Here is a 25,627-nt window from a genome sequence, read left to right as displayed (position 1 = left end):
CGGATCACGGTCGCGGAGCGCCAGTCGATCATGAACATCAGTCCACATCTGGTCGGACATTGGTTGCGACCGGGTCGTTTGCAGCAGCAACCGCTACCATCCCCCCGAAACCGTCCCCCCAAGTGAGAACCGTGTCGACAGGAGGAAGCCCCATGGTCGGGCCGCACCCAGAGTTCATTCCCCCAGCACGACCGATCATCGGTGAGGCCGAGATCGAGGCGGCTGTCCGGGTGCTGCGGAGCGGCCGGGTCGTGCAGGGCCCCGAGGTCGCCGCGTTCGAGGAGGAGTTCGGCGACCTGGTCGCCGGCCGGCACTGCGTCGCCGTCAACTCCGGGACCTCCGCGCTCCAGCTCACCCTGATGGCGCTGGGCTTCGGCCCCGGTGACGAGGTCATCGTGCCCTCGTTCTCCTTCGCCGCCAGCGCCAACGCCGTCCGGCTGGTCGGCGCCGAGCCGGTCTTCGTGGACATCGAGCCGGGCAGCTTCTGCGTCGACCCGCAGGCGGTCGCCGCCGCGGTCACCCCGCGCACCGTCGCCATCATGCCGGTCCACCTCTACGGCCACCCGGCCGCCATGGACCAGATCATGGCGATCGCCGAGCGCCACGGCCTCGCCGTGGTGGAGGACGCCGCCCAGGCGCACGGGGCCACGCTGCACGGCACCCCGGTCGGCGCCTTCGGCACCGCCGGCTGCTTCAGCTTCTACCCCACCAAGAACATGCACGCCCTGGAGGGCGGCATGGTCACCACCGCCGACGCCGAGCTGGCCCGCACCCTGCGGCTGCTGCGCAACCAGGGCATGGAGCAGCGGTACGCCAACGAGATCGTCGGCGCCAACATGCGGATGACGGACGTGGCCGCCGCGATCGGCCGGGTTCAGCTCACCCAGCTCGCCGAGTGGACCGAGCAGCGCCGGTCCAACGCCAAGTTCCTCGACTCGAAGATCACCGGGATGGTCACGCCGCCCGTGGCGGACGCCGCCAAGCACGTCTACCACCAGTACACCGTGCGGGTGCAGGGCAACCGGGACGCGGCCATGGCCCGCCTCACCGAGCTGGGCATCGGCAACGCGGTCTACTACCCGACCCCGATCCACCGCCTCAAGCCCTACCTCGACTCCGAGGGCAAGCCGGGCCCGTGGGACCTGCCGGAGACCGAGCGGGCCGCCGCCGAGGTCGTCTCGCTGCCGGTGCACCCGTCGCTGAGCCCGGCCGACCTGGAGCGGATCGCCGAGGGCGCGAACCTCGCCGGGGGTGCCCGATGAGCGGGGGCCGCAAGCTGCGCGCCGGCCTCATCGGCCTGGGCGCGATGGGGCGCAACCACGCCCGGGTGCTGTCCAACCTGGACGGCGTCGAGCTGGTCGGCGTGGTCGACCCGGCCGGCGACGTGACCGGCACGCTCCGCGCCCCGGTCGTCCCCGAGCTGGCCGACCTGCTGGCCCTGGGCATCGACTACGCGGTCGTCGCCTGCCCGACCGCGCTGCACGAGCGGATCGGCCTGGAGCTGGCCGCCAACGGCGTCTGCGCGCTGATCGAGAAGCCGCTGGCCCAGTCCGTCGACGCCGCCACCACGCTCGTGGAGGCGTTCGAGGCCGCCGGCCTGGTGGCCGGTGTCGGGCACATCGAGCGCTACAACCCGGCGCTGCAGAGCCTGCGCACCCGGCTGGAGGCCGGCGAGCTGGGCGAGGTCTTCCAGGTCGTCACCCGGCGCCAGGGCCCGTTCCCGCACCGGATCGCCGACGTCGGCGTGGTCATGGACCTGGCAACCCACGACATCGACCTGACCGCCTGGGTGACCGGCCAGGAATACACCTCCGTGTCGGCCCGTACGGTCTCCCGCAGCGGCCGCCTGCACGAGGACATGGTCGCCGTGGTCGGCCAGCTCGCCGACGGCACGATGGTCAACCACCTGGTCAACTGGCTGAGCCCGCTCAAGGAGCGGTCCACCGTGGTCACCGGCGACAAGGGCTGCTTCGTCGCCGACACGCTCACCGCCGACCTGACCTTCTACGCCAACGCCGCCATCGACACCGAGTGGGAGGCGCTGCGCGCGTTCCGCGGCGTGGCCGAGGGCGACATGGTCCGCTACGCGATCCCGAAGCGCGAGCCGCTGCTGGTCGAGCACGAGCGTTTCCGCGACGCCGTGGAGGGCAAGCAGAGCGACATCGTGACCCTGCGGCAGGGCCTGCGGACCGTGCGGGTCGCCGCCGGGCTCCTCGAGTCCGCGTCCGACGGGAAGGTCGTCTCCGTGGCGGCCGCCGGTAACGACGCGGAGCCGGCCCTGCGATGAGCCCGGCGCCGGTTCGGCGGACGGTCTCCGCGGTGAAGCGGCGGCTCCCCCGGCGGTGGCGCATCGCGCTCCGCCGGGCCGCCGCCGGCGATCGGCCCTGGGAGACCCCTTCGGTACGCGAGCTCTGCGAGCTCCCCGCCACCACGCCGCTGCTCGTGCACGCGGGTGGCATCGCGGACGACCGGGCGCTCGGCGGCATCCTGGCCGCCCTGGTCCGGTTGCCGGAGTTCCACCTGGCTCTCGTCCGCACCGATGCGGACGGGGCGGCCGTGCGGGAGCTGATCCGCCGTGCCGGCAAGGCGCGCCGGCGGGTGCACGAGGTGCCCCGCCCGCGTCGGCTGACACCGGCCTTCCTCGCCTCGGCGGACCTGGCCGTGCTCGGGTTCGCCCCGGCGGGGGACCCGGCCGCGTCGGTGCCCGCCGTGCTCGACGCCTACCGGGCCGCCGGGCTGCGGATCGTGGCCGGCAACGCCCGGCCGGTACGCGAGTACCTGGCCCGGCACCGGACCGGCGAATTGTTCGCCCCCGGGTCGGTGCCGTCCTTCGTGAAGGCCGTCGAGCGGGCGTGGGACCGCACCGCCGAGGCGCCGGAGGCGGCGGAGCCGATCGTCGCGCCCGTCGAGGCCGGCACACCGGGTCCCTGGCGGGCCCTGGGCGCCGGGCCCGTGCGGCTGGGCCTGGGCACCGCCAACTACGCCGGTCAGCTCTCCGCGCTGGCCGCCGCGATCAGCGCCGCCCGCCCGGACGTCGGCGTGGAGCTGGTCGTGGCCAAGCCACCGGCGAACTACCGGTACCCGGCGGACCGCTACCTGCACTTCCCGGCCGAACACCAGCTCGACGTGCAGCTGGACCAGATCCGGCGGGTGCTCGGCGCGTACACCCACCTGATCGTCGACGCCTTCCGCCCGGTGCTCGGCCGCCTCAACGGCGACGACGTGGCGGCCGACCTTCCCGCCCTGCGCCGGGCCCGGATCAAGGTCGCGCTGCTGGCGCACGGCAGTGAGATCCGACACCCGGGAACGCACCTGGAACGGCACGCCGAGTCCGCGTTCCGGGACGCCCCGGAGGACCTGCGGGAGCGGCTCACCGTGGTGGCCGAGCGGAACCGGCGCACCGCCGAGGAGAGCGGCCTGCCGCTGTTCGTCACCACCCCCGACCTGCTGGACGACGTGCCCTTCGCCACCTGGGCCCCGCTGGTGGTCGACGTCGACGGCTGGACGTGCGACCGTCCGGTGCTGGAGCGGGCCCGCCCGGTGGTGCTGCACGCCCCGTCCAACCGCTGGACCAAGGGCACCGACCGGCTCCTGCCCGGGTTGCAGGAGCTGCACGACCGGCGGATCATCGAGTTGCGGCTGGTGGAAGGGTTGCCGTACAGCGAGATGCGCCGCCAGGTGCAGGACGCCGACATCGTCGTCGACCAGCTCGTGATCGGCAGCTACGGCACGTTCTCCTGTGAGGGGATGGCCGCCGGCAAGGTGGTGGTGGCCTACCTCAGCGAGGCCGCCCACCGCGGGGTCGGCGTCCAACCACCCATCGTGAACGCCACGCCCACCACGCTGGTGAAGGCGATCGAGTCGCTGCTCGACGACCGTGCCGCCGCGACGGCGCTCGCCGCCGAGGGGCCCACGTACGTCCGTGACCAGCACGACGGTCGGCGGACCGCCGAGGTCTTCGACGCTTTCCTCCGGTGACCCGCGGCGGTCGTCCCCGGACGACCGGCGAGGGGGAGCCGGACCGACCGTGCCAGACCCGTCAACGAGGAGAAGCACCCGATGCCTGCTGTGCCGTCCACCGACGCCCGACCGACCCGGGGGAGGGTGGTGATGCTGGTCGACAACGGGGTCCACGGCGACTCCCGGGTGCAGAAGGCCGCCCGGTCGGCCGCCGAGGCCGGCTGGGAGGTGATCCTGGTCGGCATCCTGAAGAGCGCCGCCGCGGAGGAGACCTGGCGGCTCGGTGACGCCGAGGTGCGCCTCATCCGGGTGCCCCGACGGCTCCCGCACCCGGTCACCTATCGTCGCGCCCTGCTGCGCCGCCCGCTGGCCTACAAGCCGGGTCCCGAGGCGAAGCGGAAGCTGAACAAGCTCAAGGCCCGGCGGGACGACCTCAACTTCCGGCTCTCCGAGATCAAGGTGGCGCGGAGCGGCGGTGGGGCGCGCTGGGCCGAGCTGACCGGCAAGGCCCGGCTGGCGTCGCCGTACTTCCTCAACAAGATCTCGTTCCAGTGGGTCAAGTTCCGGTCGCAGGAGCTGAAGCGGCTGCAGGAGCGCCAGCAGGACCCGAACTCCCGGCTCGACCGGGCCGCCCTGCGGTTCTGGCAGGGCCTGCAGGGCGACCGCGCCTGGCGCCGGCTGGACCCGGAGCTGTGGGATTTCGAGCTGGCCTTCGCCCCGGTCGTCGACGAGCTCGAACCGGACCTCATCCACGCGCACGACTTCCGGATGCTCGGCGTCGGGGCGCGGGCCGCCATGCGGGCCCGGGCCGGCGGCCGCGACGTCAAGCTGGTCTGGGACGCCCACGAGTTCGTCCCGGGCATCATCGGCCGGCCCACCAACCTGCGCTGGCTGCCGGCCCAGATCGCGTACGTGCGCGAGCACGCGCCCTACGCCGACGCCGTCATCACCGTCTCCTCGACGCTGGGCGACCTGCTCCGGGAGACCCACGACCTGCCCGAGCAGCCGGCCGTCGTGTTGAACGCCCCACCCGCCGCGCTGACCCCGGAACAGCGGGCCGTGCCGGTGCCGGACATCCGGGCGCTCTGCGGCATCGACTCGACCACCCCGTTGCTGGTCTACTGCGGCGGCATCAACCCGTCGCGCGGGGTGGACATCATGATCCGGGGCCTGACACAGATGCCCGACGCGCACGTCGCGCTGGTGTCGGTGCACCCGAACGGCAAGGTGCCGATCATGTACGAGCTGGAGGAACTCGCCGCCGAGCTGGGCGTGGCCGACCGGGTGCACCTGCTCCCGTACGTGCCGCACTGGCAGGTCTCCGCCTTCGTGGCCCCCGCCGACCTCGGCGTCATCCCGATCCACCACAAGCCGAACCACGAGATCGCGCTGATCACCAAGTTCTTCGAGTACGCCCACGGTCGGCTGCCCATGGTGGTGAGCGACGTCAAGACGATGGCCGAGACGACCCGGGCCACCGGGCAGGGCGAGGTGTTCCGCGCCGAGGACCTGGACGACTACCTGCGCGCGGTGCGGGCGGTGCTGGACGACCCGCAGCGGTACCGCGCCGCGTACGAGCGGCCGGGCGTGCTGGAGCAGTGGACCTGGGAGGCGCAGGCCCGGGTGATGGACGAGGTCTACACCCGCCTGCTGCCGGACCACCCGAAGGCGCTCCCGGCGGCGGACCCCGCCACCCCGTCCGTACCGGCGCAGCGGTCGGCCGTCCCGGTCCGCTGAATCACGCCCACGAGGAAGGGGCCCGGCCGATCGGCCGGGCCCCTTCCCGTTTTCCCTGCTTTCCGCCGCAGGTTCAGTCGCCCAGCAGCAGCCGGTCGTACCCGGACTGGGTGACGGTCCAGTCCCACGTCTTCAGGACGTGCTCGGACGCGGCCCGCCCGGCCTCCGCCCACCGCTCCTCGGTGGCAGTGGCGGCCAGGATCCGCTCCGCGGCCTCCTCGGGGGTGTCGACCACCCAGTCGGCGGGGAAGAGGCTACGGGCGCCGTGCGGCTTTCGGGCGAAGAACGGCCAGTCCCGGACCACCGGCACCGCCCCGCTGGCCGCGCCCTCCACCAGGCCACAGTGGAAGCTCTCCCGCACGGAGGCGCTGAGGATGACTCCCACCTCCTGGAGCGCGGCCGGTACGTCGTCGGTCTGCCCGTACCGCCGGACCGCGCCGAGCGGCTCCAGCTCCGCCAGGTCCTGGCTGAACAGCTTGCCGTAGTCCTTGGCCGGCTTGCTGGTCCGGTTGTTGAAGTCGCTGCCGATGAGCGTGAGCCGGTAGCGCTCGTCCCGCTCGCGCAGCCTGCGCAGCACCTCGACCGCCCAGCGCGGGTCCTTCGCCACCGAGCTGAACCCGACCATGCCGAGGGTGAACCGGGCGTCCGCCGGCTTCGCGCGGGGGTACCGCTGGAGGTCCATCGCGTTGTCGATGACGTGGAGCCGGGGGCCGTCCGCCTCGGTGAGCTGGGGCAGCACCGCGGTGGACAGGTCCTTGAGGTGCTCGGAGACGAAGACGACGTCGTCGACCCGGGAGAAGTCCACCAGGTGCGGCCAGAAGTTGAAGGCCTCGAAGCTGTGCAGTCGGACGATGATCCGGGCGGTGCCCGGGTCGTGCAGCGTGAACAGCGCCGCGGTGGCCTGGCACCAGTCGACGAAGACGGTGTCGGCCCAGTCCAGGTGCGGCCGCAGCCACTCCTCGATCTTGGCGCCGTACGACGACTCGCCGGCCAGGAGGTGCTCCATGACGGTGCTGCCGCTCAGGGCGAGCGGGCGGGTCACCGGGTCGTCGTAGAGGTCGAGGAACCGGACCTCCACGTTCGGCATCGCCCGGTAGCGCTCCAGGATCTCCTGGAGGAAGTTGTCGTTGATGAGCGTGGTGACCAGCAGGCGCAGCGGCCGGTCGGCGGGCGTCGGAGCGGCCGGGGCGATCCGGCCCCGCTTCGCGGACAGCTTCCGGGCCGCGGTGCTCTCGCGGAACGGCGCCAGGAAGGCCCCGGGGTCCTCGCTCATGGGCGAGGAGAGCCGGTCGAAGTGCAGCACCCGGTTGGAGGCCAGGCTCCACGCCTTGGACACGGCCGCGGCGGCCTTCTTGCTGTCCCGGGGCAGCAGGCTGTCCGCCAGCGCCAGCTGGGCCCGGATCGCGTCGTGCAGGCCGGTCGGCACGCGGCCGAGGGCCAGTTCGGCCTGCGCGGCCTTGGTCAGCACGTCCGCGCGGGTGCCGGCGCTGCTGATCCGGCTCACGGCGGCGGAGGCGGCCCGGGCGGCGACGGCCGGCCGGCCGGCCTTCACCGCGCTGTCGTGCAGCCGGACGGCGAGCTTGCTGCGGAACCGGTCCGGCACGCGGGGAGCCGCCACCGCGCGGGTCCAGAACCAGGCCCCCGCCGGGTTGCTCATGACCGTCTGGCCGGTGGCCTTGCTCAGCGTGGTCCGGACGGTCTGCGTCGCCGCCCGGCGCGCGCCCCGGGCGCCGATGCCCGCCGCCGCGGAGACCTGACGCTCCAGCCGCCGGCCCACCGACTCGGTCCGCCGGGCGTCGAGCGCCCGCTGCGCCGGCACGAGCCCGTAGTAGGCGCCGGCCCGGGTGTTGCGCTGGGCCATCTCCCACACGGTGTGCACGGCGCGCGCGTCGAGGGCGACCAGCAGGTCCGCCTTCCGGACGAGCTGCCGCAGCCACGGGTTGCGCCGGGCGTGCAACCACACCTTCCGGTTGGCCGGCGCCCGGCCGAGCGCCTTGCGGAGCCGGGCGTCCCGCTTCTCCCCGGGTACGGCGAAGGTGCGCACCTCCGCCAGCGCCGGGTCGACCGGCAGGTCCGCGCTGTTGAACAAGCACGCCACGGTGACGCTGGCGCCCCGGGCACGGAAGCGCTCGAGCGCCTCGATCAGGACGGCCGGCTGCTTCGGCGCGGTCGCGGCCACGATGAGCACGGTGGTCACAGCTGGACATCCTCCGTCGAAGCGGCCGGGGCGGAGTCGCCGGCCGTGGTGGGCCGGACGAGTTCGGTGAGGTGTCGCACGGCGGGGCCGAGCACCGCCGGCCGGGCGAACCGGCGGGCGAGCTGGCGCGCGGTGGTCCGGTCGGCGTCGGTCGCCTTCAGGGCCATCCGGGCGGCCTCGCTGAAGGAGTTTGCGAGACGGTGCGGGTCCAGGCCGACGGCCCCGGTCCACAGCGGGTGCCCGGCCAGGATGTTCGACGCGTCGTGGTCGACGTCGTGGGCGGAGAGCACCGGCAGGCCGGTGGCCATGAACTCGTACACCTTGCCGGAGGTGACGAAGCGGCCGCCGACCAGCATCAGGACGAGGGCGTCCCAGGAGCCGTAGGTGGCGGCCAGGTCGGCCTTCGGCACCGGGCCGCCGAAGCTGACCCCGTCGACGGCGGCCTCCTTGAGCAGGTCCATGTGACGGTTGGCCTCGCGGGCCGGACCGGCGCCGATGTGCCCGCGCACCTCGAACCGGGAGCTGGCCACCACCGGGTCGTCCCGGCGGGCGATCCGCCACCCGTCGAGCACCGACTCGAGGAAGGCCGGCGTGAAGTTGACCGAGCCGAGGTAGCCGAAGGTCAGCCCGGCGGCCGGGTCCGGCGACCGGCCGGTGACGTCCGGCAGGCTGTCCTCGTCGTAGCCGTTGCGCACGACGTGCACCCGGTCGGCGAGGTGGGGGTACCGCTCGCGGTAGAAGCCGGCGATCGGGTCGTTGACGCACCAGACCGCGATGGCGTGCTCCAGCACCTTGGACTCCCAGCGGCCGGAGACCGAGTCCCGGGTGAAGGCCTCACCGCCGCCGATGACGTCCAGCGACCAGCCGTCGCGGAAGTCCACCGCGTAGGGGACCTTGTGCTCCTCCCACAGCTTCCACGTGGCGGCCAGGTTCACGTACGGGGCGCAGGAGGCGAGCAGCAGGTCGGCGGGGTGCTCGCGGTGCACCCGCAGCACCGCCTGCTCCAGGTCGTGCCGCCAGCCGCCGAAGACGGGCTCGGGGAAGACCTTCTGCTCGCGCTGGCGCAGCCGCTTGATCCACCCGGCCGGGTCGAGCGAGCGCTCCTCGGAGAAGGCCCGGATGTCGGTCTCCAGGTCCTCCCGGATCAGCGGCAGCTCGACCACCTTGACCCGCGGGTCGACCTTCTCGGAGAGGGTGTGGTCCAGGCCGTACTCCCGCTCCCAGGCCTCCTGGCAGATGGTGATGACGGTGATGTCCCAGCCCAGGGCGACGAACTGGTTCGCCGTCTCGCGCAGCCGGTAGGCGCTGCTCTTCGCCGCGGGTGGGAAGCCGATCGCCAGGTAGATGGCATGCGGTCGCTTGCCGCCACCGGACCGGGGGAGGGGGAGGACTCGGTTGCTCATCGCAGGTAGCCGATCGTGAAGAGGGGACGCGTCGTCATGCCAGGTGCCGGCGCAGCGTCTCGGCGACGCGGTGGGCCGCCCGCCCGTCGCCGTACGGGGTGCCGCGGGGCGCCTCCGGGGCGGGACGGGTGGCCGTCGTCGCCCACTGCGCGCCCAGCTCGCGCGGGTCCGGAACGAGGACGTTCCAGCCGTCCGCGAGGGTCTCCACCCACTCCGTCTCGGTCCGCAGCGTGGTGCACGGGCGGTCCAGCAGGTAGGCCTCCTTCTGGAGGCCGCCGGAGTCGGTGACCACGCCGACCGAGCCGAGCACGGCCGCCACCATGGCGGCGTACGGCAGCGGACGGCCGGCGTGCAGCGAGCCGCGGGACAGCTTCAGCCCGTGCTCCTCGACCCGGGCGACCAGCCGCGGGTGGGCCAGGAGCGCCACCGGCACGGGCAGGTCGGCCAGCGCGTCGAGCAGCGTGGCGAGCCGCTGCGGGTCGTCGGTGTTCTCCGCGCGGTGCAGGGTGGCCAACAGGTACGGGGCGTCCGGGTCGATGCCCTCGGGCAGGGCCGGCCGGGGCAGGCCGCCGCGCGACACGTCGTCGCGGACCCGCAGGCAGACGTCCACCATGACGTCGCCGACCAGCTCCGAGCGCGACGCCAGGCCCTCCGCCGTCAGGTGCCGCACGGCCTCCTCGGTGGGGGCGAGCAGCAGGTCGGCGGCGTGGTCGGTGAGCACCCGGTTGTGCTCCTCCGGCATGCGCCGGTTGAACGACCGCAGCCCGGCCTCCAGGTGGGCCACCCGCAGGTGCTGCTTCACGGCCGACAGCGTGCCGGCCAGGGTCGAGTTGGTGTCGCCGTAGACCAGCACCCAGTCCGGCCGTTCGGCGGCGAGCACCGGGTCCAGCGCCGCCAGGGTGTTGCCCGTCTGCACGCCGTGGCTGCCGGAGCCGATGCCGAGGTGCACGTCCGGGTCCGGGATGCCGAGGCCGGAGAAGAACACGTCGGACAGGTCCGCGTCGTAGTGCTGGCCCGTGTGCACGATCACGTGCTCGCACCCGTCCTCGGCGAACGCCGCGGCGATGGGCGCCAGCTTCACCAACTGCGGTCGGGCGCCGACAATGCTGACGACCTTCACTACGTGACTCCTCGTGATCTGCGACGGGGACTACGGGTGGATCTGGCACCGGCGGCGGGGGCCGGTGGCCGTGTTCAGCTCGGCGCGCCGGCTGCGAAGGCCCGGGTCGTGGGCGGGCGCCCTGGAAATAGTAGTGCCCTGGCCGGCGCCGGACGACGCACGCGGTGGCGGTCGGCGGGGGACGGTGCGCGACGCCACCGGACGGTTCCGGTCATCCGCGCCCGACCGGTGCGGACGGCGACGAGCGGCGCGAGGGCGGGACACAGCGCACCACCCTAACCGAACGTGCGCGGCCGTCCGCCCCGTACCGGCTCCCGTGACGCCCGCCGGCGCGGCCGGGGCGCCCCCGTCCGGGCGTGGCGCGCCTGACCAGGGGGGTGATCTGCGTAGAATATGGCGATATGACGGCCTCGGGCCCTGACGGCCGGACCCGCGTCTCCGCCGACGCCGGACCGGTGGCCGCCGCCACCGTCGAGGCGGCCCCCGACCGGACCGAGCCGCCGGTCGACGCGGCGCGGCGCCCGGCCGGGTCGCCGGCCGCCCCCGCACGCCGGCGCCGGCCGCGCCCGGACCTGCTGGCCGCCTCGGTCTACCTGGCCGGCGCCCTGTGGGTGACCGCCCGTGGCTGGCTCGATCCGGGCGGCCGGCTGCTCGGCAGCCGGCCCGACGACCAGGGCTTCAACGAGTGGATGCTGGCCTACGCCGCGCACGCGGTCAGCCACCTGGAGAATCCGTTCTTCACCACGCTGCAGAACGCCCCGGCCGGCGTCAACCTGATGACCAACGTGGGGATGCAGCTTCCCGGCCTGGTCCTGTCGCCGTTCACCCTCCTGTTCGGCGCGCCCTTCTCGTACCTGCTCTTCATCACGCTCAACCTGGCCGGCACCGGATACGCCTGGTACCACGTGCTCTCCCGGCATCTGGTGTCGTCCCGGGCCGCGGCCTTCGTGGGCGGCCTGTTCTGCGCCTTCGCGCCGGCCCTCGTCTCGCACAGCAACGGGCATCCGCACATCACCGCCCAGTGGCTGGTGCCGTTCATCCTGTGGCGGGTCGTCAGGCTGGCCCGCGACGCCCGCCCGGTCCGCGACGGGCTGGTGCTGGGAGGGCTCGTGGTGGCGCAGTTCTTCGTGAGCCTGGAGATCCTGTTCCTGACGGCGCTCGGCTGCCTGCTGATGCTGCTCGGATACCTGGTCTTCCGGCCGCGCGCGGCACTGGGACGGGCCCCGGCGCTGCTCGGCGGGCTCGCGATCACCGGTGTGCTGGTCGGAGCCGCCGCCGCGTACCCGCTGTGGATGCAGTTCGCCGGGCCGCAGCACCGGGTCGGGCACCCCGGCGACCCCGACGTCTACGCGCTGACCGTCGGCTCGTTCGTGCGCTACGCCACCGAGTCGGTGGCCGGTGGACGGGCCAGCGCGCTGCCGTGGGGCCCGAACACCACCGAGCAGTCGAGCTTCTACGGCTGGTCGGTGGTGGTGCTGGCGCTGGCCGCCTGCTGGTGGCTGCGCCGCGAGATCGTCGTCCGGGTGCTGGGCGTGGTGACGGCGGTCTCCGCCGTCCTCTCGGTCGGCACCACCTGGACCTGGGGCAGCAGGCGTACCGACGTGCCGGCGCCGTTCGCGCTGCTGAGCGACCTGCCGATCTTCGACTCGGTGGTGGTCGCCCGGTTCGCGCTGATCACGACCGCGGCGCTCGGCGTGCTGTTCGCGGTCACCGGCGACCGCCTCGGCCGGATGCGGGTGACCGACGCGGGCGAAGCCCGCCTGGTCCCCCGGCTGGCCGCGGTGGCGGCGCTCGCCGCGCTGCTGCCGATCCTGCCCACCCCGCTGGAGGTCCGCGGCCGGGTCCCCGTCCCGGACTTCGTCACCAGCGGCGCGTGGCAGGACCACGTGGCCCCCGGCCGCACCCTGGTGCCGGTGCCGGTCCGCGGGATGACCTCGCTCTACTGGAGTTCCGCCGCGGTGGCCGGTTTCGCCGTGCCGGAGGGCTACTTCCTCGGCCCGGTCTCCGCCACCGACGCCACCGGCCGCTGGGGCGTGGAGCCGCAGCCGACCGCGAAGCTGCTCACCGCCGTCTCGCGCGGGGAACGGGACACGGCGGTCGGCCCGGCGGACGTCGCCCAGGCACGGTCCGACGTCCGGTACTGGAAGGCCGACGCCGTGGCGCTGCCCGACCGGGGACCCCGCGGGCGCGACAACCTGAAGATCGTCCTGGACGCGTTGTACGGCCCGGGACAGCGGGTGGACGACGTCTGGCTCTGGGACGTCCGGCCGTTCACGCGGTGAGGGGCGTGCCGCCCGTCACCGGTTGACGGTTACGGCGACCCCTTCCAGATCAGCAGCAGGTAGCCGCCGAAGTACGCGGAGAAGGCGGTCAGCGCCACGAGCACGGTGACCGCCCGGGCCCGGCCCGCCCGCGCCAGGCCGACGGCCGCCGGAAGCAGCAGCGCGAACGCCGGCAGCAGGAACCGCGCCTTGGAGTGGTAGTAGCCCGCCGAGCCCAGCGTGGTGACCAGCAGCAACCCGCTGTACAGCAGCAGTTGCCAGGGCTGCCGGTCGAGCACGCTCAGCACGAGGAACATCACCGCGAGCAGCCCCACCACGCTCACCATCAGCATCTGTGGCGGGGTCGACTGCGCCAGCACCGCCTGCCCGCGGTGGAGGGTGTAGTCGCCGAAGTCGAAGCTGGTGCCCCAACCGGCGGACTGGATGTGGAACCAGCCGTCCGGGCGCCCGGTCCGCGTGCCCACCCAGGCCAGGTAGCCGAGCCAGCCGGCCGGCGCGAGCAGCATGGCGACCCAGGGCCGCCAGCCGTCCCGGCGCCGGACGACCGCGATCAGCGCGGCCAGCCCCACCACCGGGATCAGCGACGAGGCGGTCGGCCGGGTCAGGCCGGCGAACAGGCAGACCACCCCCGCGGTGACCCAGTGGCGGCGCAGCAGCGCGTACAGCGTCCAGGCGGCGAGGGCGGTGAACAGGCTCTCGCTGTAGCCCATCGACTCCACCACGCCGTGCGGCAGCGCCGCCCAGAGTGCGGCGAGCAGGACCCCGGTGCGCCGGTCGTGCAGGTGCGCGCCGATCGCGAAGAGGCCCCAGGCGGCCGCCAGCCCGGCGAGCCACGCCACGATCAGGGCCGCGTCGTGCGTGCTGAGCGGGGAGATCCGGTCGAGGCCGGCGGTCAGGCCGGGGTAGAGCGGGAAGAACGCCATGTTGCTCTGCGTCTTCTCGTACCCGTCGTACCCGTGCTGGGCGATCGCGAGGTACCAGTTGCCGTCGTACCGGGTGAGCCGATCGCTCGGGGACGCGCCCACGTTGCGCGCCCACACGTAGACGGTGAGCAGCCCGACGAGGCGGATCACGCCGTAGACCACGAGCGCGGGCAGCGCGTGCCGGGCAGCGGCCCGCAGCCGCTGTCCGGGGCCGGGGCGGCGTGGGTCCGGGGTCGCCGGCGCCGCGGGCTGGGCCGGCGTCGGCCGGCTCGGTTCCTCGGTCGTCACCACGTCCATTGTGCGATCCCGTCCGCGCTGAGCTGGGGCGATCCGACGGCTCGCCGAGCGCGTCGGGAGGCCGCTGGGCCGGCCCGGCCCGCGAACGGGAGACGTCGCCGGTCGTTGAACAGCATGGAGGGTAGCAACCGGCGCGCGTTGGCGCGGACCGCCGACGGCGGTGGACGTTTCGCGCCGATCCGTTGTCGTAGACTCGCTCGGGTCCGCGGGCGCGGTGCTGGCGACGACGGAGACGGGCAAGGAATGCGATCTGACGGCACGACCGCAGCGGCGGCCACCCGGGGACGGGTCGTCATGCTGGTGGACAACGGGGTCATCGGTGATTCCCGGGTACAGAAGGCCGCCCGCTCGGCGGCCGAGGCCGGCTGGGACGTCGTCCTCCTCGGGCGCGCGCCCGTCGGGCAGCCGCAGCAGTGGCGGCTCGGCGACGCCGAGGTCCGCCTGATCCCGATGCCCGAGCCGCTCGCCAAGCGCCGGCACGAGTTCCGGCGGGTGTGGCTGCGCCGGCCGCTCGCCTACCCGCCGTCCGGCATCGCCGCCCACCGCACCCAGGCCGTGAAGGCCTGGCGGGCCGACCTGGCGGTCCGGCGGGCGGCGCTGACCACCGCGGCCCGGGAGTCCGGCGCCGGCCGGCCCGGTGGCCTGCCCTGGGCGGCGCTGCGCGCCGAGGAGAAGCTCGCCGGCCTGACCCGCAAGTGGGTGGGCTTCCGCAACCGGCAGCTCAACCAGGCCCGGAAGAGCCGCAAGCTCGACGGTCCCTGGGACCGGGCGTACACGCTGTTCTGGCAGCGGCTGCGCGGCGACGGCGCGTGGCGCCGCCTGGAGCCGGGGCTGTGGGACTACGAACTGGCCTACGGCCCGGTCGTCGACGAGCTGGCCCCGGACGTGATCCACGCCAACGACTTCCGGATGATCGGCGTCGGCGCCCGCGCCAAGATCCGGGCCGCCGCGAAGGGCCGCCGGATCGCGCTGGTGTGGGACGCCCACGAGTACCTGCCCGGCGTGCAGCCGTGGCGGGACAACGCCCGCTGGCTGCCCGGCAACGTGGCCCACGAGCGGGAGTACGTGCCGTACGCGGACGCCACGATGACCGTCTCCGGCGGCCTGGCCGACCTGCTCCAGCGGGAGCACGGGCTGGCCGAGCGCCCGGCGGTGGTGCTCAACGCCCCGGCGGTGGACGAGTTGCCGGCCGACGCGGGTGAGCCGGTGCCGGACATCCGGGCGCTCTGCGGCATCGGCCCGGAGACCCCGCTGCTGGTCTACAGCGGGGTGGCCGCCGCCAAGCGCGGCCTCGGCGTGATGGTCGAGGCGCTGCCCCGGCTGCCCGGCGCGCACGTCGCGTTCGTGGTCAACAAGCCCACGTCGGCGTACGTCAAGGGCCTGGTCACCCGGGCCGGTGAGCTGGGCGTGGCGGACCGGGTGCATCTGCTGCCCTACGTTCCGCACCACCAGGTGGTCCGGTTCCTGTCCGGCGCGCAGGTCGGCGTCATCCCGATCCAGCACTGGCCCAACCACGAGATCGCCCTGATCACCAAGTTCTTCGAGTATTCACACGCCCGCCTCCCGCTGGTCGTCTCCGACGTGCGGACGATGGCGGACACTGTCCGGGAGACCGGGCAGGGCGAGGTGTTCACGGCCGAGGACGTGGCCGACTTCGTCCGGGCGGTCAGCGCGGTGCTCGCCGACCCGGAGCGCTACCGCGCCGCGTACGACCGGCCCGGACTGCTGGCCGGCTGGACCTGGGAGGCGCAGGCGCAGGTGCTCGACGGCGTCTACTCCCGGCTGCTGCCCGACGCCCCGCCGCGCCCGGCCCCGGCCGGCGACCCGGCCCCGACCTCGGTGGGGGCGGGCGCATGAGCCGGGTGCCGGACGTGACGGTGGTCGTGGCCGTCTACAACACCATGCCGTACCTGACCACCTGCCTGGAGTCGCTGGTCGGGCAGACCATCGGGCTGGACCGGCTGGAGGTCCTGGCCGTCGACGACGGCTCCACCGACGGCAGCGGCGCCGAGCTGGACCGCTTCGCCGCCCGCTACCCGGACACGGTCCGGGTGCTGCACCAGGCCAACTCCGGCGGCCCGGCCGCCCCGAGCAACCTCGGGCTGGACCACGCCCGCGGCCGGTACGTCTTCTTCATCGGCTCCGACGACCACCTCGGGCCGGAGGCGCTGGAGCGCCTGGTGGCCGCCGCCGACCGGTGGGAGTCCGACGTGGTGCTCGGCCGGATGGTCGGCACCAACAAGCGCTACGTGCACCAGGCGATCTACGCGAGCACCGCGGAACAGGTCGACCTCTTCGACAGCGAGTTGCCCTGGTCGCTGTCGAACACCAAGCTCTTCCGGCGGGACCTGGTCGAGCGCCACGGCCTGCGGTTCCGCACCGACATGCCGATGGGCAGCGACCAGCCGTTCACGCTGGAGGCGTGCTTCCGGGCGAAGAAGGTCTCCGTCCTCGCCGACTACGAGTACTACTACGCGGTCAAGCGGGAGAACGCGCAGAACATCACCTACGCGAGCCGCTTCGAGGAGCGGCTGCGCTGCGCCGAGGAGCTGGTCGGCTTCGTGGCCGGGCTGATCGAGCCGGGCCCGCGCCGGGAGGCGGTGCTGCTGCGCCACTTCAGCTGGGAGGTGGCGAAGCTGCTCCGGGCGGAGTTCCTGGAGCTCTCCCCGGACGTCCAGCAGCACGTCCACGACCGGGTCCGCAAGCTCGCCGAGGCGTACCTGACCGAGGGCGTCCTGGCCCGGATGGCGCGCGACGTGCGGGTGCGGGTGGCGGTCGCCCGCGACGGCGACCTGGCGCAGCTCCGTGAGCTGATCCGGCAGCAGTCCGACAAGGTGCTGCCCGAGGTCACCGTCGAGGACGGCCGCTGGTACGCCCACCACGTCGGCTTCCGCGACCCGGCGTTCGGCTACCCGGACGACTGGTACGACATCACCGACCAGGCCGCCAAGGCGCTGGCGAAGCTGACCGCCACCGGGCTGGACTGGGGGCGGGACGCCACCGGCGCCCGCGCGCTCGTGGTCACCGCACACAGCCGCTGGGCCGAGCTGTCCGAGCTGTCCGCCGAGGCCATCCAGGTCAGCGTCGGCGAGTTGGCGGGTGTGACGTCGGTCGCTCCCGAGGGCACCGGTACCGTCGTACGGACGGACTTCGCGATGGACCGGCTGCTCGCGGTCGTCGCGGCGAACGGCGAGCGCCGGGTGGTGCGTGCCAAGGTGACCGCGCTGGGCGGGACGGCCTCGGCGCCGCTGCGCACGGACCGCCGCGTCGCGGCGCCCCGGCTGCTGGCCCGGCACGGCGTCCGGTTCCACCTCGTCACGCCCACCACCAATCACAAGGGCCAGGTGATCGTCGCGATCACGCCGGTGACCCCCGGTCGGTTCCTTGCCCGCCTGCGCCGAATCTGGCCCTCTGGAGGAAAGTAGTTTCATGAACATCTGCGTCGTCGCGCTCGGCAAGATCGGTCTGCCGCTCGCCGTGCAGTTCGCCTCGAAGGGGCACCGGGTGCTCGGTGCCGACGTCTCCGAGCGGGTCGTCCAGCTGGTCAACGACGGTGCCGTGCCGTTCCCCGGCGAGGCCGACCTGGACGTCAAGCTGAAGGAGGCGGTCGCCGCCGGGCTGCTGTCGGCCACCACCGACACGGCCGCCGCGGTCGCCGAGTCCGAGGCGGTCGTCGTGGTCGTGCCGCTCTTCGTGGACGCCGAGGGCGTGCCGGACTTCGGCTGGATGGACGACGCCACCCGGGCCATCGCCCGCGGGCTCAAGCCGGGCACCCTGGTCAGCTACGAGACCACGCTGCCGGTCGGCACCACCCGCAACCGCTGGGCGCCGATGCTGGAGGAGGGCTCCGGCCTGACCGCCGGCCAGGACTTCCACCTGGTGTTCAGCCCGGAGCGGGTGCTCACCGGCCGGGTCTTCGCCGACCTGCGCCGCTACCCCAAGCTGGTCGGTGGCATCGACGAGGCGTCGGCCGCGCACGGCGTGCGCTTCTACGAGGCGGTGCTCGACTTCGACGAGCGCCCGGACCTCGACCGCCCGAACGGCGTCTGGGACCTCGGCTCGGCCGAGGCGTCCGAGCTGGCCAAGCTCGCCGAGACGACCTACCGGGACGTCAACATCGGCCTGGCGAACCAGTTCGCCCGCTTCGCCGACACCGTGGGCGTCGACGTAACCAAGGTCATCGAGGCCTGCAACACCCAGCCGTACAGCCACATCCACTCGCCGGGCATCGCCGTCGGCGGGCACTGCATCCCGATCTACCCGCGGATGTACCTGTGGAACGACCCGGCGGCCACCGTGGTCCGCTCGGCCCGCGAGGCCAACGCCGCCATGCCGGAGTACGCCGTCGACCTGCTCGCCGCCGCGTACGGGGACCTGACCGGGGTGGGCGTGCTGGTGCTCGGCGCGGCCTACCGGGGCGGCGTCAAGGAGACCGCCTTCTCCGGCGTCTTCCCGACCGTCGAGGCGCTGCGTGCGCGGGGCGCCGTCCCGTACGTCGCCGACCCGATGTACTCCAACGAGGAGCTGGCCGCGCACGGCCTCCCCGGCTACCAGGGCGAGCCGGTCGGCGCCGCGGTGATCCAGGCCGACCACGCCGAGTACCGCAACCTCACCCCGGCCGACCTGCCGGGCGTGACGGTGCTTGTCGACGGCCGCCGCGTCACCGACCCGGCGCGCTGGACCGGCGTCCGCCGGGTGGTCATCGGCGGCTGACCCGCCCGCAGCCTCCGGGCCCCGGCCGTGTGACGGCCGGGGCCCGCTGCGTCGCGCCGCCCGCCGGGGTGAGCGTCGTCCAACGGCCGTTCGCCCGTCCGGCACCCCGGCGATACTTGTCCTGCTTGCCCCGTTTCCAGGTCGCGGCTGCCCCGCTGTCGGGCCGGCTCGCCGCCGGTGGGCAGACAGGGAGCGTGCCGTTGTTCAGCAGAGTGCGCAGCCAGCGGGGTTTCGCCGCCGTGGGCCTGACGCTGCTCGGCTACGGGGTCATGATCCTGTCCGGGGTCCTCGGTCTGGTGGTCCCGTACGCGGTCGCCGCGGCGGTGGTCCTCGCCGGTGAGCTGACCCTCGCCACCCGGTACGCCGAGACCGGCGGGCTGCTCCGCAAGGCCGGCCTCGGGCTGGTCTTCCGGCGCCTGGTCCGCGACCTGTCCGTGGTGCTGCTGGTGGTGAGCGCGGTCCGCCCCGGCCGGGCCGGCACGGTCGCGGTGCTGCTGCTGCCGGCCGCCCTCTGGACCGTTGCCGTCGGCACCGCGGCGCTGGCCCGGGCGGTCGACGGGCGGGCCGCCACCCCGGCGCTGACCCGCAACCTCGACCTCGGCGCGCTGCGCCGGGCGCCGGTCCCGCCGGCCTGGGCAGGGCGCCTGGCCGGCCTGCGGCTGCCCCTGCTCAACGTGCTGCTCGTGCCGGCGGCCGTGGTGGCCGCGGCCGTCGACCGGGTCGCCCCGGTGGTGGTCACCGGCGTGGTCACCCTGGCCGCCGGGCTGGTCACCGCCGCGGTGCTGACGCTCACCCGGCGGCCCGGCCGGGGCGAGGCCCCCGGCGTGCTGCCCGCCGTGCACGACTGGCTGGCCCGGGAGCGGCCCGAGGTGGCGCTCTACTTCGCCGGGCCGGCCAAGGACGTCTACCAGGTCAACATGTGGCTCGCCCCGGTCGAGGCGGCCGGCCGGCGCGCGGTGGTGCTGCTGCGCTCCGAGGAGGCGTTCCGTGCGCTGGCCGACACCCGGCTACCGGTGATTTGCGTACCGGCCGGGGTCGACTTCATGAACCTCGACCTGGCCCCGATCCGGGTCGCCCTCTACGTGGCCAACGCCGGCGCCAACATCCACCTGCTGCGCGAGCCGGGCGTGAAGCACGTCTTCGTGGGCCACGGCGACAGCGACAAGCAGGCCAGCGTCAACCCGTACAGCAAGGTCTACGACGAGGTCTGGGTGGCCGGTCCGGCCGGCCGGGAGCGGTACGCCCGGGCCGGGGTGGGCGTGCTGGACCGCGACATCGTGGAGATCGGCCGGCCGCAACTCGGCGGGGTGCACACCTTCGGCTCGGGCGCCGCCGACCACGTGTTCACCGTGCTCTACGCCCCCACCTGGGAGGGCTGGCTGGACGACGACCCGTACCACACCTCGCTGGTGCTGATGGGGGAGCGGATCGTGTCCGGGCTGCTCGCCGCCGGCGACCTGCGGCTGATCTACAAACCGCACCCGCTGACCGGCACCCGGTCGAGGAAGGCGCGGGCGGCGCACGAGCGGATCGTCGCCCGGATCCGGGCGGCGGGCGGCCGGACCGGCCCGACGTCGCTGGACGGCGCCGCGCACCTCGTGGTCACCGGCCGGACCCCGGCCCTGTTCGACTGCTTCAACGTGACCGACCTGCTGGTCAGCGACGTCTCCAGCGTGGTCTCCGACTGGGTGCAGAGCGAGCGGCCGTACGTGGTGGCCAACCCGGCCGGCCTGCCGGCGGACGAGTTCCGCCGGACCTTCCCCACGGCGCGCGCGGCGTACCTGCTCTCCGCCGACTGCGGCGAGCTGCCGGAGGTCTTGGCCGTCACCCGGGCCGGGGACGACCCGATGACCGGGGCGCGGCGGGAGCTGAAGGCGTACCTGCTCGGCCCGGCCGGGGTGAACCCGATGGACCGGTTCCGGGACGAGATCGACCGGCTCTGCGGCTGACCGGCGCCGCGGGGCACGGGGGCGGCGACCGGTCCGGTCGCCGCCCCCGTCGCGCGCTCAGCCCTGGTGCGGCGGGTTGTCGACGTCCCGGGAGACGACCTCGCCCTTCTCGTCGACCCAGCCCTTCGGCCGGGCCGGGTTGCCGGCCACCAGTTGGTACGGCTTGACGTCCTTCGTCACCACCGAGCCGGCGGCGATCATCGCGTACTCGCCCACCTCGATGCCGCAGACCAGGGTGGCGTTGGCGCCGATCGAGGCGCCCCGGCGGACCATGGTCGGGGTGATCGTCCAGTCGGGGTTCTGGGCGCGCGGGCGGAAGTCGTTGGTGAACACCGCGCACGGGCCGACGAAGACCTCGTCCTCGATGGTGACGCCCTGGTAGACCGAGACGTTGTTCTGGATCTTCACGCGGTCGCCGACGGTGACGTTCGCGTCGACGTACACGTTGCGGCCGATCACGCAGCCGGCGCCGACCTGGGCGCTCGACCGGACGTGGGCCAGGTGCCAGACCTTGGTGCCGTCGCCGACCTGGGCGCCGTCCTCCACGTCGGCCGTCGGGTGGACGAAGACGGAGGCGGACCGGTTGGTGGTGTCAGTCATGTCATCTCGCATCGTCGCAGGGCGCGTCGTCGCGCCGTCGGTGCCGGGCGGCCGCGCCGGTTGACCGCCGCGCGCCCGGCCGGGCCAGGACCACCCGGCCGCGCCGGACTTCCGGAGCCGGCGGGCGGGCTCGACGCAGCATAACGAGCCGTCAGGCGACCAGTTCCGCCACCGCGTCGGCGGCGGGCCGGTCGGCGGGCAGGGCGTGCGCGGCCAGCACCGCGTCGACCGGCAGCGCGGCGTAGAGGTGGGGGAAGAGCGCCCCGCCGCGGGACACCTCCCAGCGCAGCGCGTCGCCGAGCCGCGCCTCGTCCACCGCGAGCAGGGTGAGGCCGGCGACCCCGGCGAAGACCCGGCGGGCCGTCTCCACCACCTGGTCCGCCGCCGACAGGTGGATGAAGCCGTCCTGCTGGTCCATCGCGGTGCCGGTGAACCGCCCGGCCGCCTGCGCCTGCTCCCACTCGCTGGTGGCCAGAATCTTGTAGATCACCACCGCAGCCTAGAGACCGGCGCCCGCCCGCCGTGGGCCGGTTCCGGTGTACGCCCCCGGCCGCACACCCGGAGCCGGCATGCTCGGGGTGCGGCGGCCGCGGAGGGGTGGGCATGCAGAGCTACGACGACGACTGGACCGACGGCCAGCGGGGCGTCTACGACGAGTGCTACCGGGCGGGCGCCGACTGGGCCGGTGACCCGGACACCCCGACCGACGACGTCCAGCAGGTGATCAACCTCGGGCAGGCCGACGACGACTCCTTCAACGACGCCGAGATCGACTTCCCGCCGCTGGTCGACGCCGTCACCGAGGCCACCGGCGAGAACGTGACGAGCGTGCCGGCCAGTCACGCCGACCCGGGCTTCCGCGGCTTCACCGACGGGGTCCGGGACGCCACGGCGGACGAGGTCTTCGGCATCTGACGGCGGCCGGTCAGGGGTCGGGGCGGCGGGGCCGGTCAGGGCGACGCGTGCCAGACCAGGCTCAGGTACGTGCCGTACCAGCCCGAGGCGAGCAGGAGGAACCCGAGCACCGCCAGCAGGGTGCTCCGGCGGGCCTTCGCCAGCCCGACGGCGATGGGCAGGAGCAGGGCGAAGGCCGGAACCAGGTAGCGGCCCTTCGCCCAGTAGTAGTTCTCGGTCCCGACGGTGATGAGGAAGAACGCGATCGAGTAGACCACCAGGGGCAGCGGATACCGGTGCGCCACGAGCAGCACGATGAGCACCACGGCCAGGCCCATCAGCAGGGTGGACATGTAGGAGACGAGGCTCTCCGGCTCGGTCAGCACCTGCTTGAACGCCGTGAATGTCGAGGCTCCGCCGTCGAAGCCGATCCGCCAGGTCGTCTCCTGGAGGTAGAAGTAGCCGTCGAGGCGGCCCAGGCGATGCCCGACCCAGGCCAGGTAGCCCAGGTAGCCGAGGGGGGAGAGCGCCGCCGCCGCCCACGGCCGCCAGCCGTCCTGGCGACGGACGATCGCCACCAGCGCGGTCAACCCCACGGCGGCGGCCACCGTGGTGGCGGTGGGCCGGGACAGGCCGGCGACCAGACAGAGCAGACCGGCGGTCAGCCACTGCCGGCGCAGCAGGGCGTACAGCGTCCACGCCACGAGCGCCGTGAAGATCGTCTCGGTGTAGGCCATGTTCTGCACGACGGCGTGCGGCAGGAGCGCCCAGAGGGCGACCAGGATCAGCCCGACCCGGCGGGACGCCACGTGCGCGCCGACGGCGTAGATGCCCCACGCGGCGGCCAGCCCGGCCGTCCACGACACGATCAGCGCCGAGACCGAGGCGGAGAACGGGGTGACCGCGGTGACCAACGCGATCAGGCCCGGATAGAGCGGGAAGAACGGCAGGTTGGACAGATTGCTCTTCAACACCTCCGGGTGGTCGGCGGTCAACCCCTTGTCGTACCCGTCCTCGGCGACCTGGACGTACCGGAGGGCGTCGAAGCGGTTGTTCAGCAGGGACCAGAAGTCGGCCCCCGCCCGGTGGGCGAAGATCGCGAGGATGACCAGCCCGCTGAGCCGGAGCAGGGCGTAGAGCACGAGCGCCGTCGCGGCCGGGTACCGCCGCCACAGGGCCGGGCGATCGTCCGCCCGGCCGTCCGCGTCCACGGAACCGCCGGCGCCACCGGGACGGTCGGGGCCGGCGGACGAGGCGCCGACGGGGCCGGTGGCCGGGAAGTCAGGTGTGGTGGCAGCTGCGGACACAGAGCGGAACCTTAGCTCACCAGCGGCGTCCGCCGCCTCGACGGTGCGCCCGGGGTCTCCCCTTGTCCGGCCGTGTCTGCCACCATTCGCAGGGCAGCACGTCGAGCGGATGGAGACACGGGTGCGGATCCTCCTGGTCGAGGACGATCGTCGGGTGGCCGCCGCCCTGTCGTCCGCGCTGACCCGGCGCGGATACGAGGTGGAGCACGCCGCCACCGTCCAGGCCGCGCTCTCCGCCGCCCCGTGCGACCTGGTGCTGCTCGACCTGACCCTGCCCGACGGCGACGGCACCGACCTGTGCCGGGAGCTGCGCCGCCGCAGCAGCCAGCTCGGCATCATCGCGGTCACCGCCCGGGGCGAGGAACGCGACCGGGTGCTCGGGCTGCGGCTGGGCGCCGACGACTACGTGGTCAAGCCGTTCTCGATGGTGGAACTCCAGGCGCGGATCGAGGCGGTGCTGCGCCGGGCCGCGCACACCGTGCCGGAACGTCACCTCATCGAGGCGGGGGCCGTCCGCATCGACGTGGGCGGCCGGACCGTCACCGTGGCGGGCCGGCCCGTGGCGCTCACCCGCAAGGAGTTCGACATCCTGCTCTCCCTGGCCCGCCAGCCCGGGGTGGCCGTGCCCCGGGACCGGATCCTGCTCGACGTCTGGGGCACCACCTGGGCCGACCGGCACACCGTCGAGGTGCACGTCGGCTCGCTGCGCGGCAAGCTCGGCGACCCGACGCTTGTCGAGACCGTCCGCGGGGTCGGCTACCGGCTCCGCGGCGAGTGAGGAGGCCCCGGTGCGCCGCCGGCTGGTGATCAGCTACCTGCTGTTGATGGTGCTGGTGCTGCTCGCCCTGGAGACCCCCCTCGCGGCCACCCTGGCCACCCGGGAGACCGACCGGGTCCGCGCCGACCGGCTCGCCGACGCCACCCGGTTCGCCTCGCTGGCCGGCCCGGCGCTGCGCGGCGGCACCCCCGGCCCGCTGGACGGGGAACTGGCCGCCTACGACGACCTCTACGGCGTCGGCGCGGCCGTGGTGGACCGGGACCGCCGCACCGTGGCCGCCTCGGCCCGCTGGGAGTTCGGCGCGGGCACCGACCCGGCCCTGGACACCGCGCTCTCCGGGCAGCAGTTCAGCGGGCCGGAGTCCGTGTGGCCGTGGGTGGACGGGCCGCTCGTGGTGGCGGTCCCGATCAACGACGGCGGCGAGGTGCTGGGCGCGGTGATCACCACGACCCCGGCGGCCAAGGTGCGCCGCACCGTCACCGCCTGGTGGCTGCTGCTCGCCGGGATCGGCCTGCTCGCGGTGCTGGCCTGCGTCTCCACGGCGTTCGGGCTGGCCGGCTGGGTGCTGCGCCCGGTCACCGAGCTGGACGCGGTCACCCACGAGATCGCCGAGGGCCACCGGCGGGCCCGGGTCCGCCCCCGGCTCGGCCCGCCCGAGCTGCGCCGGCTGGCGACCAGCTTCAACGACATGGCCGACGCGGTCTCCGACGTGATGGACCGGCAGCGGGCGTTCGTCGCGCACGCCAGCCACCAGCTGCGCAACCCGCTGACCGCGTTGCGGCTGCGGGTGGAGGAGCTGGGGCCCAGCCTGACCGACCCCGACGGCCGGGCCGAGCACCGGCTCGCGCTGGAGGAGACCGACCGGCTGGCCACCGTGCTCGACGCGCTGCTCACCCTGGCCCGCGCCGAGCGGGAGGAGAACCAGCGGGTCACCGTCGAGGCCGCCGGCATCGCCGCCTCGCGGGTGGCGGCCTGGCTGCCGCTGGCCCGGCACCGGTCGGTCACCCTCGCGCTCGACACGACCGGGGCGCCCGCGTACGCCCGGACCGTGCCGACCGCCATCGACCAGGCGCTCGACGCGCTGATCGACAACGCGGTCAAGTTCAGCGGCGCCGGGGGAGCGGTGACGGTCACCGTACGGCCGGCCGACGGCGGGACCGCCCTGGAGGTGCGGGACACCGGCCCCGGCATGACGGCCAGCCAGCTCGACCAGGCCACCGAGCGGTTCTGGCGGGCCCCGGACGTGCAGAACGTCGACGGCGCCGGGCTCGGGCTCACCATCGTCGCGGTGCTTGTCGACGCCTCCGACGGCCGGCTCACCATGCGCCAGGGCGAGCCCCGGGGGCTGGTCGCCGAGGTGTGGTTCCCGGCCCCCGACGACGAGCCGGGCGAGCCGGACGGACCCGCCGCCGCGCCCGGCGACGGCCCGGTGGAACGGGTCGGCTCCGAGGCCGGGCGGCGCTGACC

General features: G+C 74.1%; 19 protein-coding genes. 12 read left to right on the top strand and 7 right to left on the bottom strand.

From position 1 onward, the window contains the following. Positions 1-152 precede the first annotated feature (152 nt). The 4 genes from NLX85_RS01695 to NLX85_RS01680 all read left to right on the top strand — a co-directional run bounded on the left by NLX85_RS01695 (position 153) and on the right by NLX85_RS01680 (position 5,697). A complete protein-coding gene (locus NLX85_RS01695) occupies positions 153-1,262 on the top strand; it encodes a DegT/DnrJ/EryC1/StrS aminotransferase family protein (RefSeq protein WP_254331256.1) in 1,110 nt (369 codons plus the stop codon). Then, complete coding sequence (locus tag NLX85_RS01690; RefSeq protein ID WP_254331255.1) at positions 1,259-2,287, top strand: Gfo/Idh/MocA family protein; 1,029 nt, start codon at positions 1,259-1,261, stop codon at positions 2,285-2,287. Before NLX85_RS01695 ends, NLX85_RS01690 begins: the two co-directional genes overlap by 4 nt. Before the next feature lie 32 nt (positions 2,288-2,319). Next, entirely contained in the window at positions 2,320-3,978 is a 1,659-nt protein-coding gene (locus NLX85_RS01685) for a glycosyl transferase family 1 (RefSeq protein WP_254331254.1), read from the top strand. An 81-nt stretch (positions 3,979-4,059) separates the two neighbouring features. Then, complete coding sequence (locus tag NLX85_RS01680; protein WP_254331253.1) at positions 4,060-5,697, top strand: glycosyltransferase family 4 protein; 1,638 nt, start codon at positions 4,060-4,062, stop codon at positions 5,695-5,697. A gap of 73 nt (positions 5,698-5,770) precedes the next feature. On the opposite strand, the gene NLX85_RS01675 is transcribed toward NLX85_RS01680, so the two are convergent. Genes NLX85_RS01675 through wecB form a run of 3 tightly spaced genes read right to left on the bottom strand, consistent with a single transcriptional unit; the run spans position 5,771 to position 10,417 of the window. Further along, positions 5,771-7,894, bottom strand: a complete 2,124-nt coding sequence (locus NLX85_RS01675; RefSeq protein ID WP_254331252.1) for a glycosyltransferase — start codon at positions 7,892-7,894, stop codon at positions 5,771-5,773. Beyond that, positions 7,891-9,297 (bottom strand): glycosyl transferase, encoded by a 1,407-nt coding sequence (locus NLX85_RS01670; RefSeq protein WP_254331251.1) that lies wholly within the window; start codon positions 9,295-9,297, stop codon positions 7,891-7,893. Before NLX85_RS01670 ends, NLX85_RS01675 begins: the two co-directional genes overlap by 4 nt. 34 nt (positions 9,298-9,331) lie before the next feature. Next, positions 9,332-10,417: a non-hydrolyzing UDP-N-acetylglucosamine 2-epimerase gene (gene wecB, locus NLX85_RS01665; protein WP_254331250.1), complete on the bottom strand. Its 1,086-nt coding sequence runs from the start codon at positions 10,415-10,417 to the stop codon at positions 9,332-9,334. 401 nt (positions 10,418-10,818) lie between these two features. Here wecB and NLX85_RS01660 point away from each other — a divergent pair, with 401 nt between their 5' ends. Next, positions 10,819-12,699 carry a hypothetical protein gene (locus NLX85_RS01660; protein ID WP_254331249.1) on the top strand — a complete coding sequence of 627 codons (1,881 nt, stop codon included), beginning with the start codon at positions 10,819-10,821 and terminating at the stop codon, positions 12,697-12,699. A 29-nt stretch (positions 12,700-12,728) separates the two neighbouring features. Here NLX85_RS01660 and NLX85_RS01655 read toward each other — a convergent pair whose 3' ends face one another. After that, entirely contained in the window at positions 12,729-13,919 is a 1,191-nt protein-coding gene (locus NLX85_RS01655) for a hypothetical protein (protein ID WP_254331248.1), read from the bottom strand. A gap of 243 nt (positions 13,920-14,162) precedes the next feature. On the opposite strand from NLX85_RS01655, the gene NLX85_RS01650 reads away from it, so the two are divergent. The 4 genes from NLX85_RS01650 (at position 14,163) to NLX85_RS01635 (ending at position 20,581) form a co-directional block, all read left to right on the top strand. Continuing rightward, positions 14,163-15,776: a glycosyltransferase family 4 protein gene (locus NLX85_RS01650; RefSeq protein ID WP_374628044.1), complete on the top strand. Its 1,614-nt coding sequence runs from the start codon at positions 14,163-14,165 to the stop codon at positions 15,774-15,776. Next, entirely contained in the window at positions 15,773-17,344 is a 1,572-nt protein-coding gene (locus NLX85_RS01645) for a glycosyltransferase (RefSeq protein WP_254331247.1), read from the top strand. Before NLX85_RS01650 ends, NLX85_RS01645 begins: the two co-directional genes overlap by 4 nt. A gap of 4 nt (positions 17,345-17,348) precedes the next feature. Further along, entirely contained in the window at positions 17,349-18,632 is a 1,284-nt protein-coding gene (locus NLX85_RS01640) for a nucleotide sugar dehydrogenase (RefSeq protein ID WP_254331246.1), read from the top strand. Between the two features lie 200 nt (positions 18,633-18,832). Beyond that, the gene (locus NLX85_RS01635) at positions 18,833-20,581 is read left to right on the top strand and encodes a CDP-glycerol glycerophosphotransferase family protein (protein ID WP_254331245.1); all 1,749 of its coding nucleotides are present in this window, start codon (positions 18,833-18,835) and stop codon (positions 20,579-20,581) included. A 57-nt stretch (positions 20,582-20,638) separates the two neighbouring features. Here the strand turns inward: NLX85_RS01635 and NLX85_RS01630 are convergent, their stop codons facing one another. Then, on the bottom strand, positions 20,639-21,181 hold the full coding sequence (locus tag NLX85_RS01630; RefSeq protein WP_091310492.1) for an acyltransferase: 543 nt from the start codon (positions 21,179-21,181) through the stop codon (positions 20,639-20,641). Positions 21,182-21,332: 151 nt separating this feature from the next. After that, positions 21,333-21,671 (bottom strand): DUF952 domain-containing protein, encoded by a 339-nt coding sequence (locus NLX85_RS01625; protein WP_254331244.1) that lies wholly within the window; start codon positions 21,669-21,671, stop codon positions 21,333-21,335. Between the two features lie 113 nt (positions 21,672-21,784). Here NLX85_RS01625 and NLX85_RS01620 point away from each other — a divergent pair, with 113 nt between their 5' ends. Then, positions 21,785-22,096 (top strand): hypothetical protein, encoded by a 312-nt coding sequence (locus NLX85_RS01620; RefSeq protein WP_254331243.1) that lies wholly within the window; start codon positions 21,785-21,787, stop codon positions 22,094-22,096. A 35-nt stretch (positions 22,097-22,131) separates the two neighbouring features. On the opposite strand, the gene NLX85_RS01615 is transcribed toward NLX85_RS01620, so the two are convergent. After that, on the bottom strand, positions 22,132-23,382 hold the full coding sequence (locus NLX85_RS01615) for a glycosyltransferase family 39 protein (RefSeq protein WP_254331242.1): 1,251 nt from the start codon (positions 23,380-23,382) through the stop codon (positions 22,132-22,134). A 109-nt stretch (positions 23,383-23,491) separates the two neighbouring features. On the opposite strand from NLX85_RS01615, the gene NLX85_RS01610 reads away from it, so the two are divergent. Then, complete coding sequence (locus NLX85_RS01610; protein WP_254331241.1) at positions 23,492-24,160, top strand: response regulator transcription factor; 669 nt, start codon at positions 23,492-23,494, stop codon at positions 24,158-24,160. A 10-nt stretch (positions 24,161-24,170) separates the two neighbouring features. Beyond that, positions 24,171-25,625: a HAMP domain-containing sensor histidine kinase gene (locus tag NLX85_RS01605; protein WP_254331240.1), complete on the top strand. Its 1,455-nt coding sequence runs from the start codon at positions 24,171-24,173 to the stop codon at positions 25,623-25,625. The last annotated feature ends 2 nt before the right edge of the window (positions 25,626-25,627 follow it).

This window comes from Micromonospora sp. A3M-1-15 (assembly GCF_024213425.1).
GTDB classification, from domain to species: Bacteria; Actinomycetota; Actinomycetes; order Mycobacteriales; family Micromonosporaceae; genus Micromonospora; species Micromonospora chersina.
The sequence above is the reverse complement of the archived record's forward strand: the minus strand, read 5'-3'. Positions and strand labels throughout refer to the sequence as shown.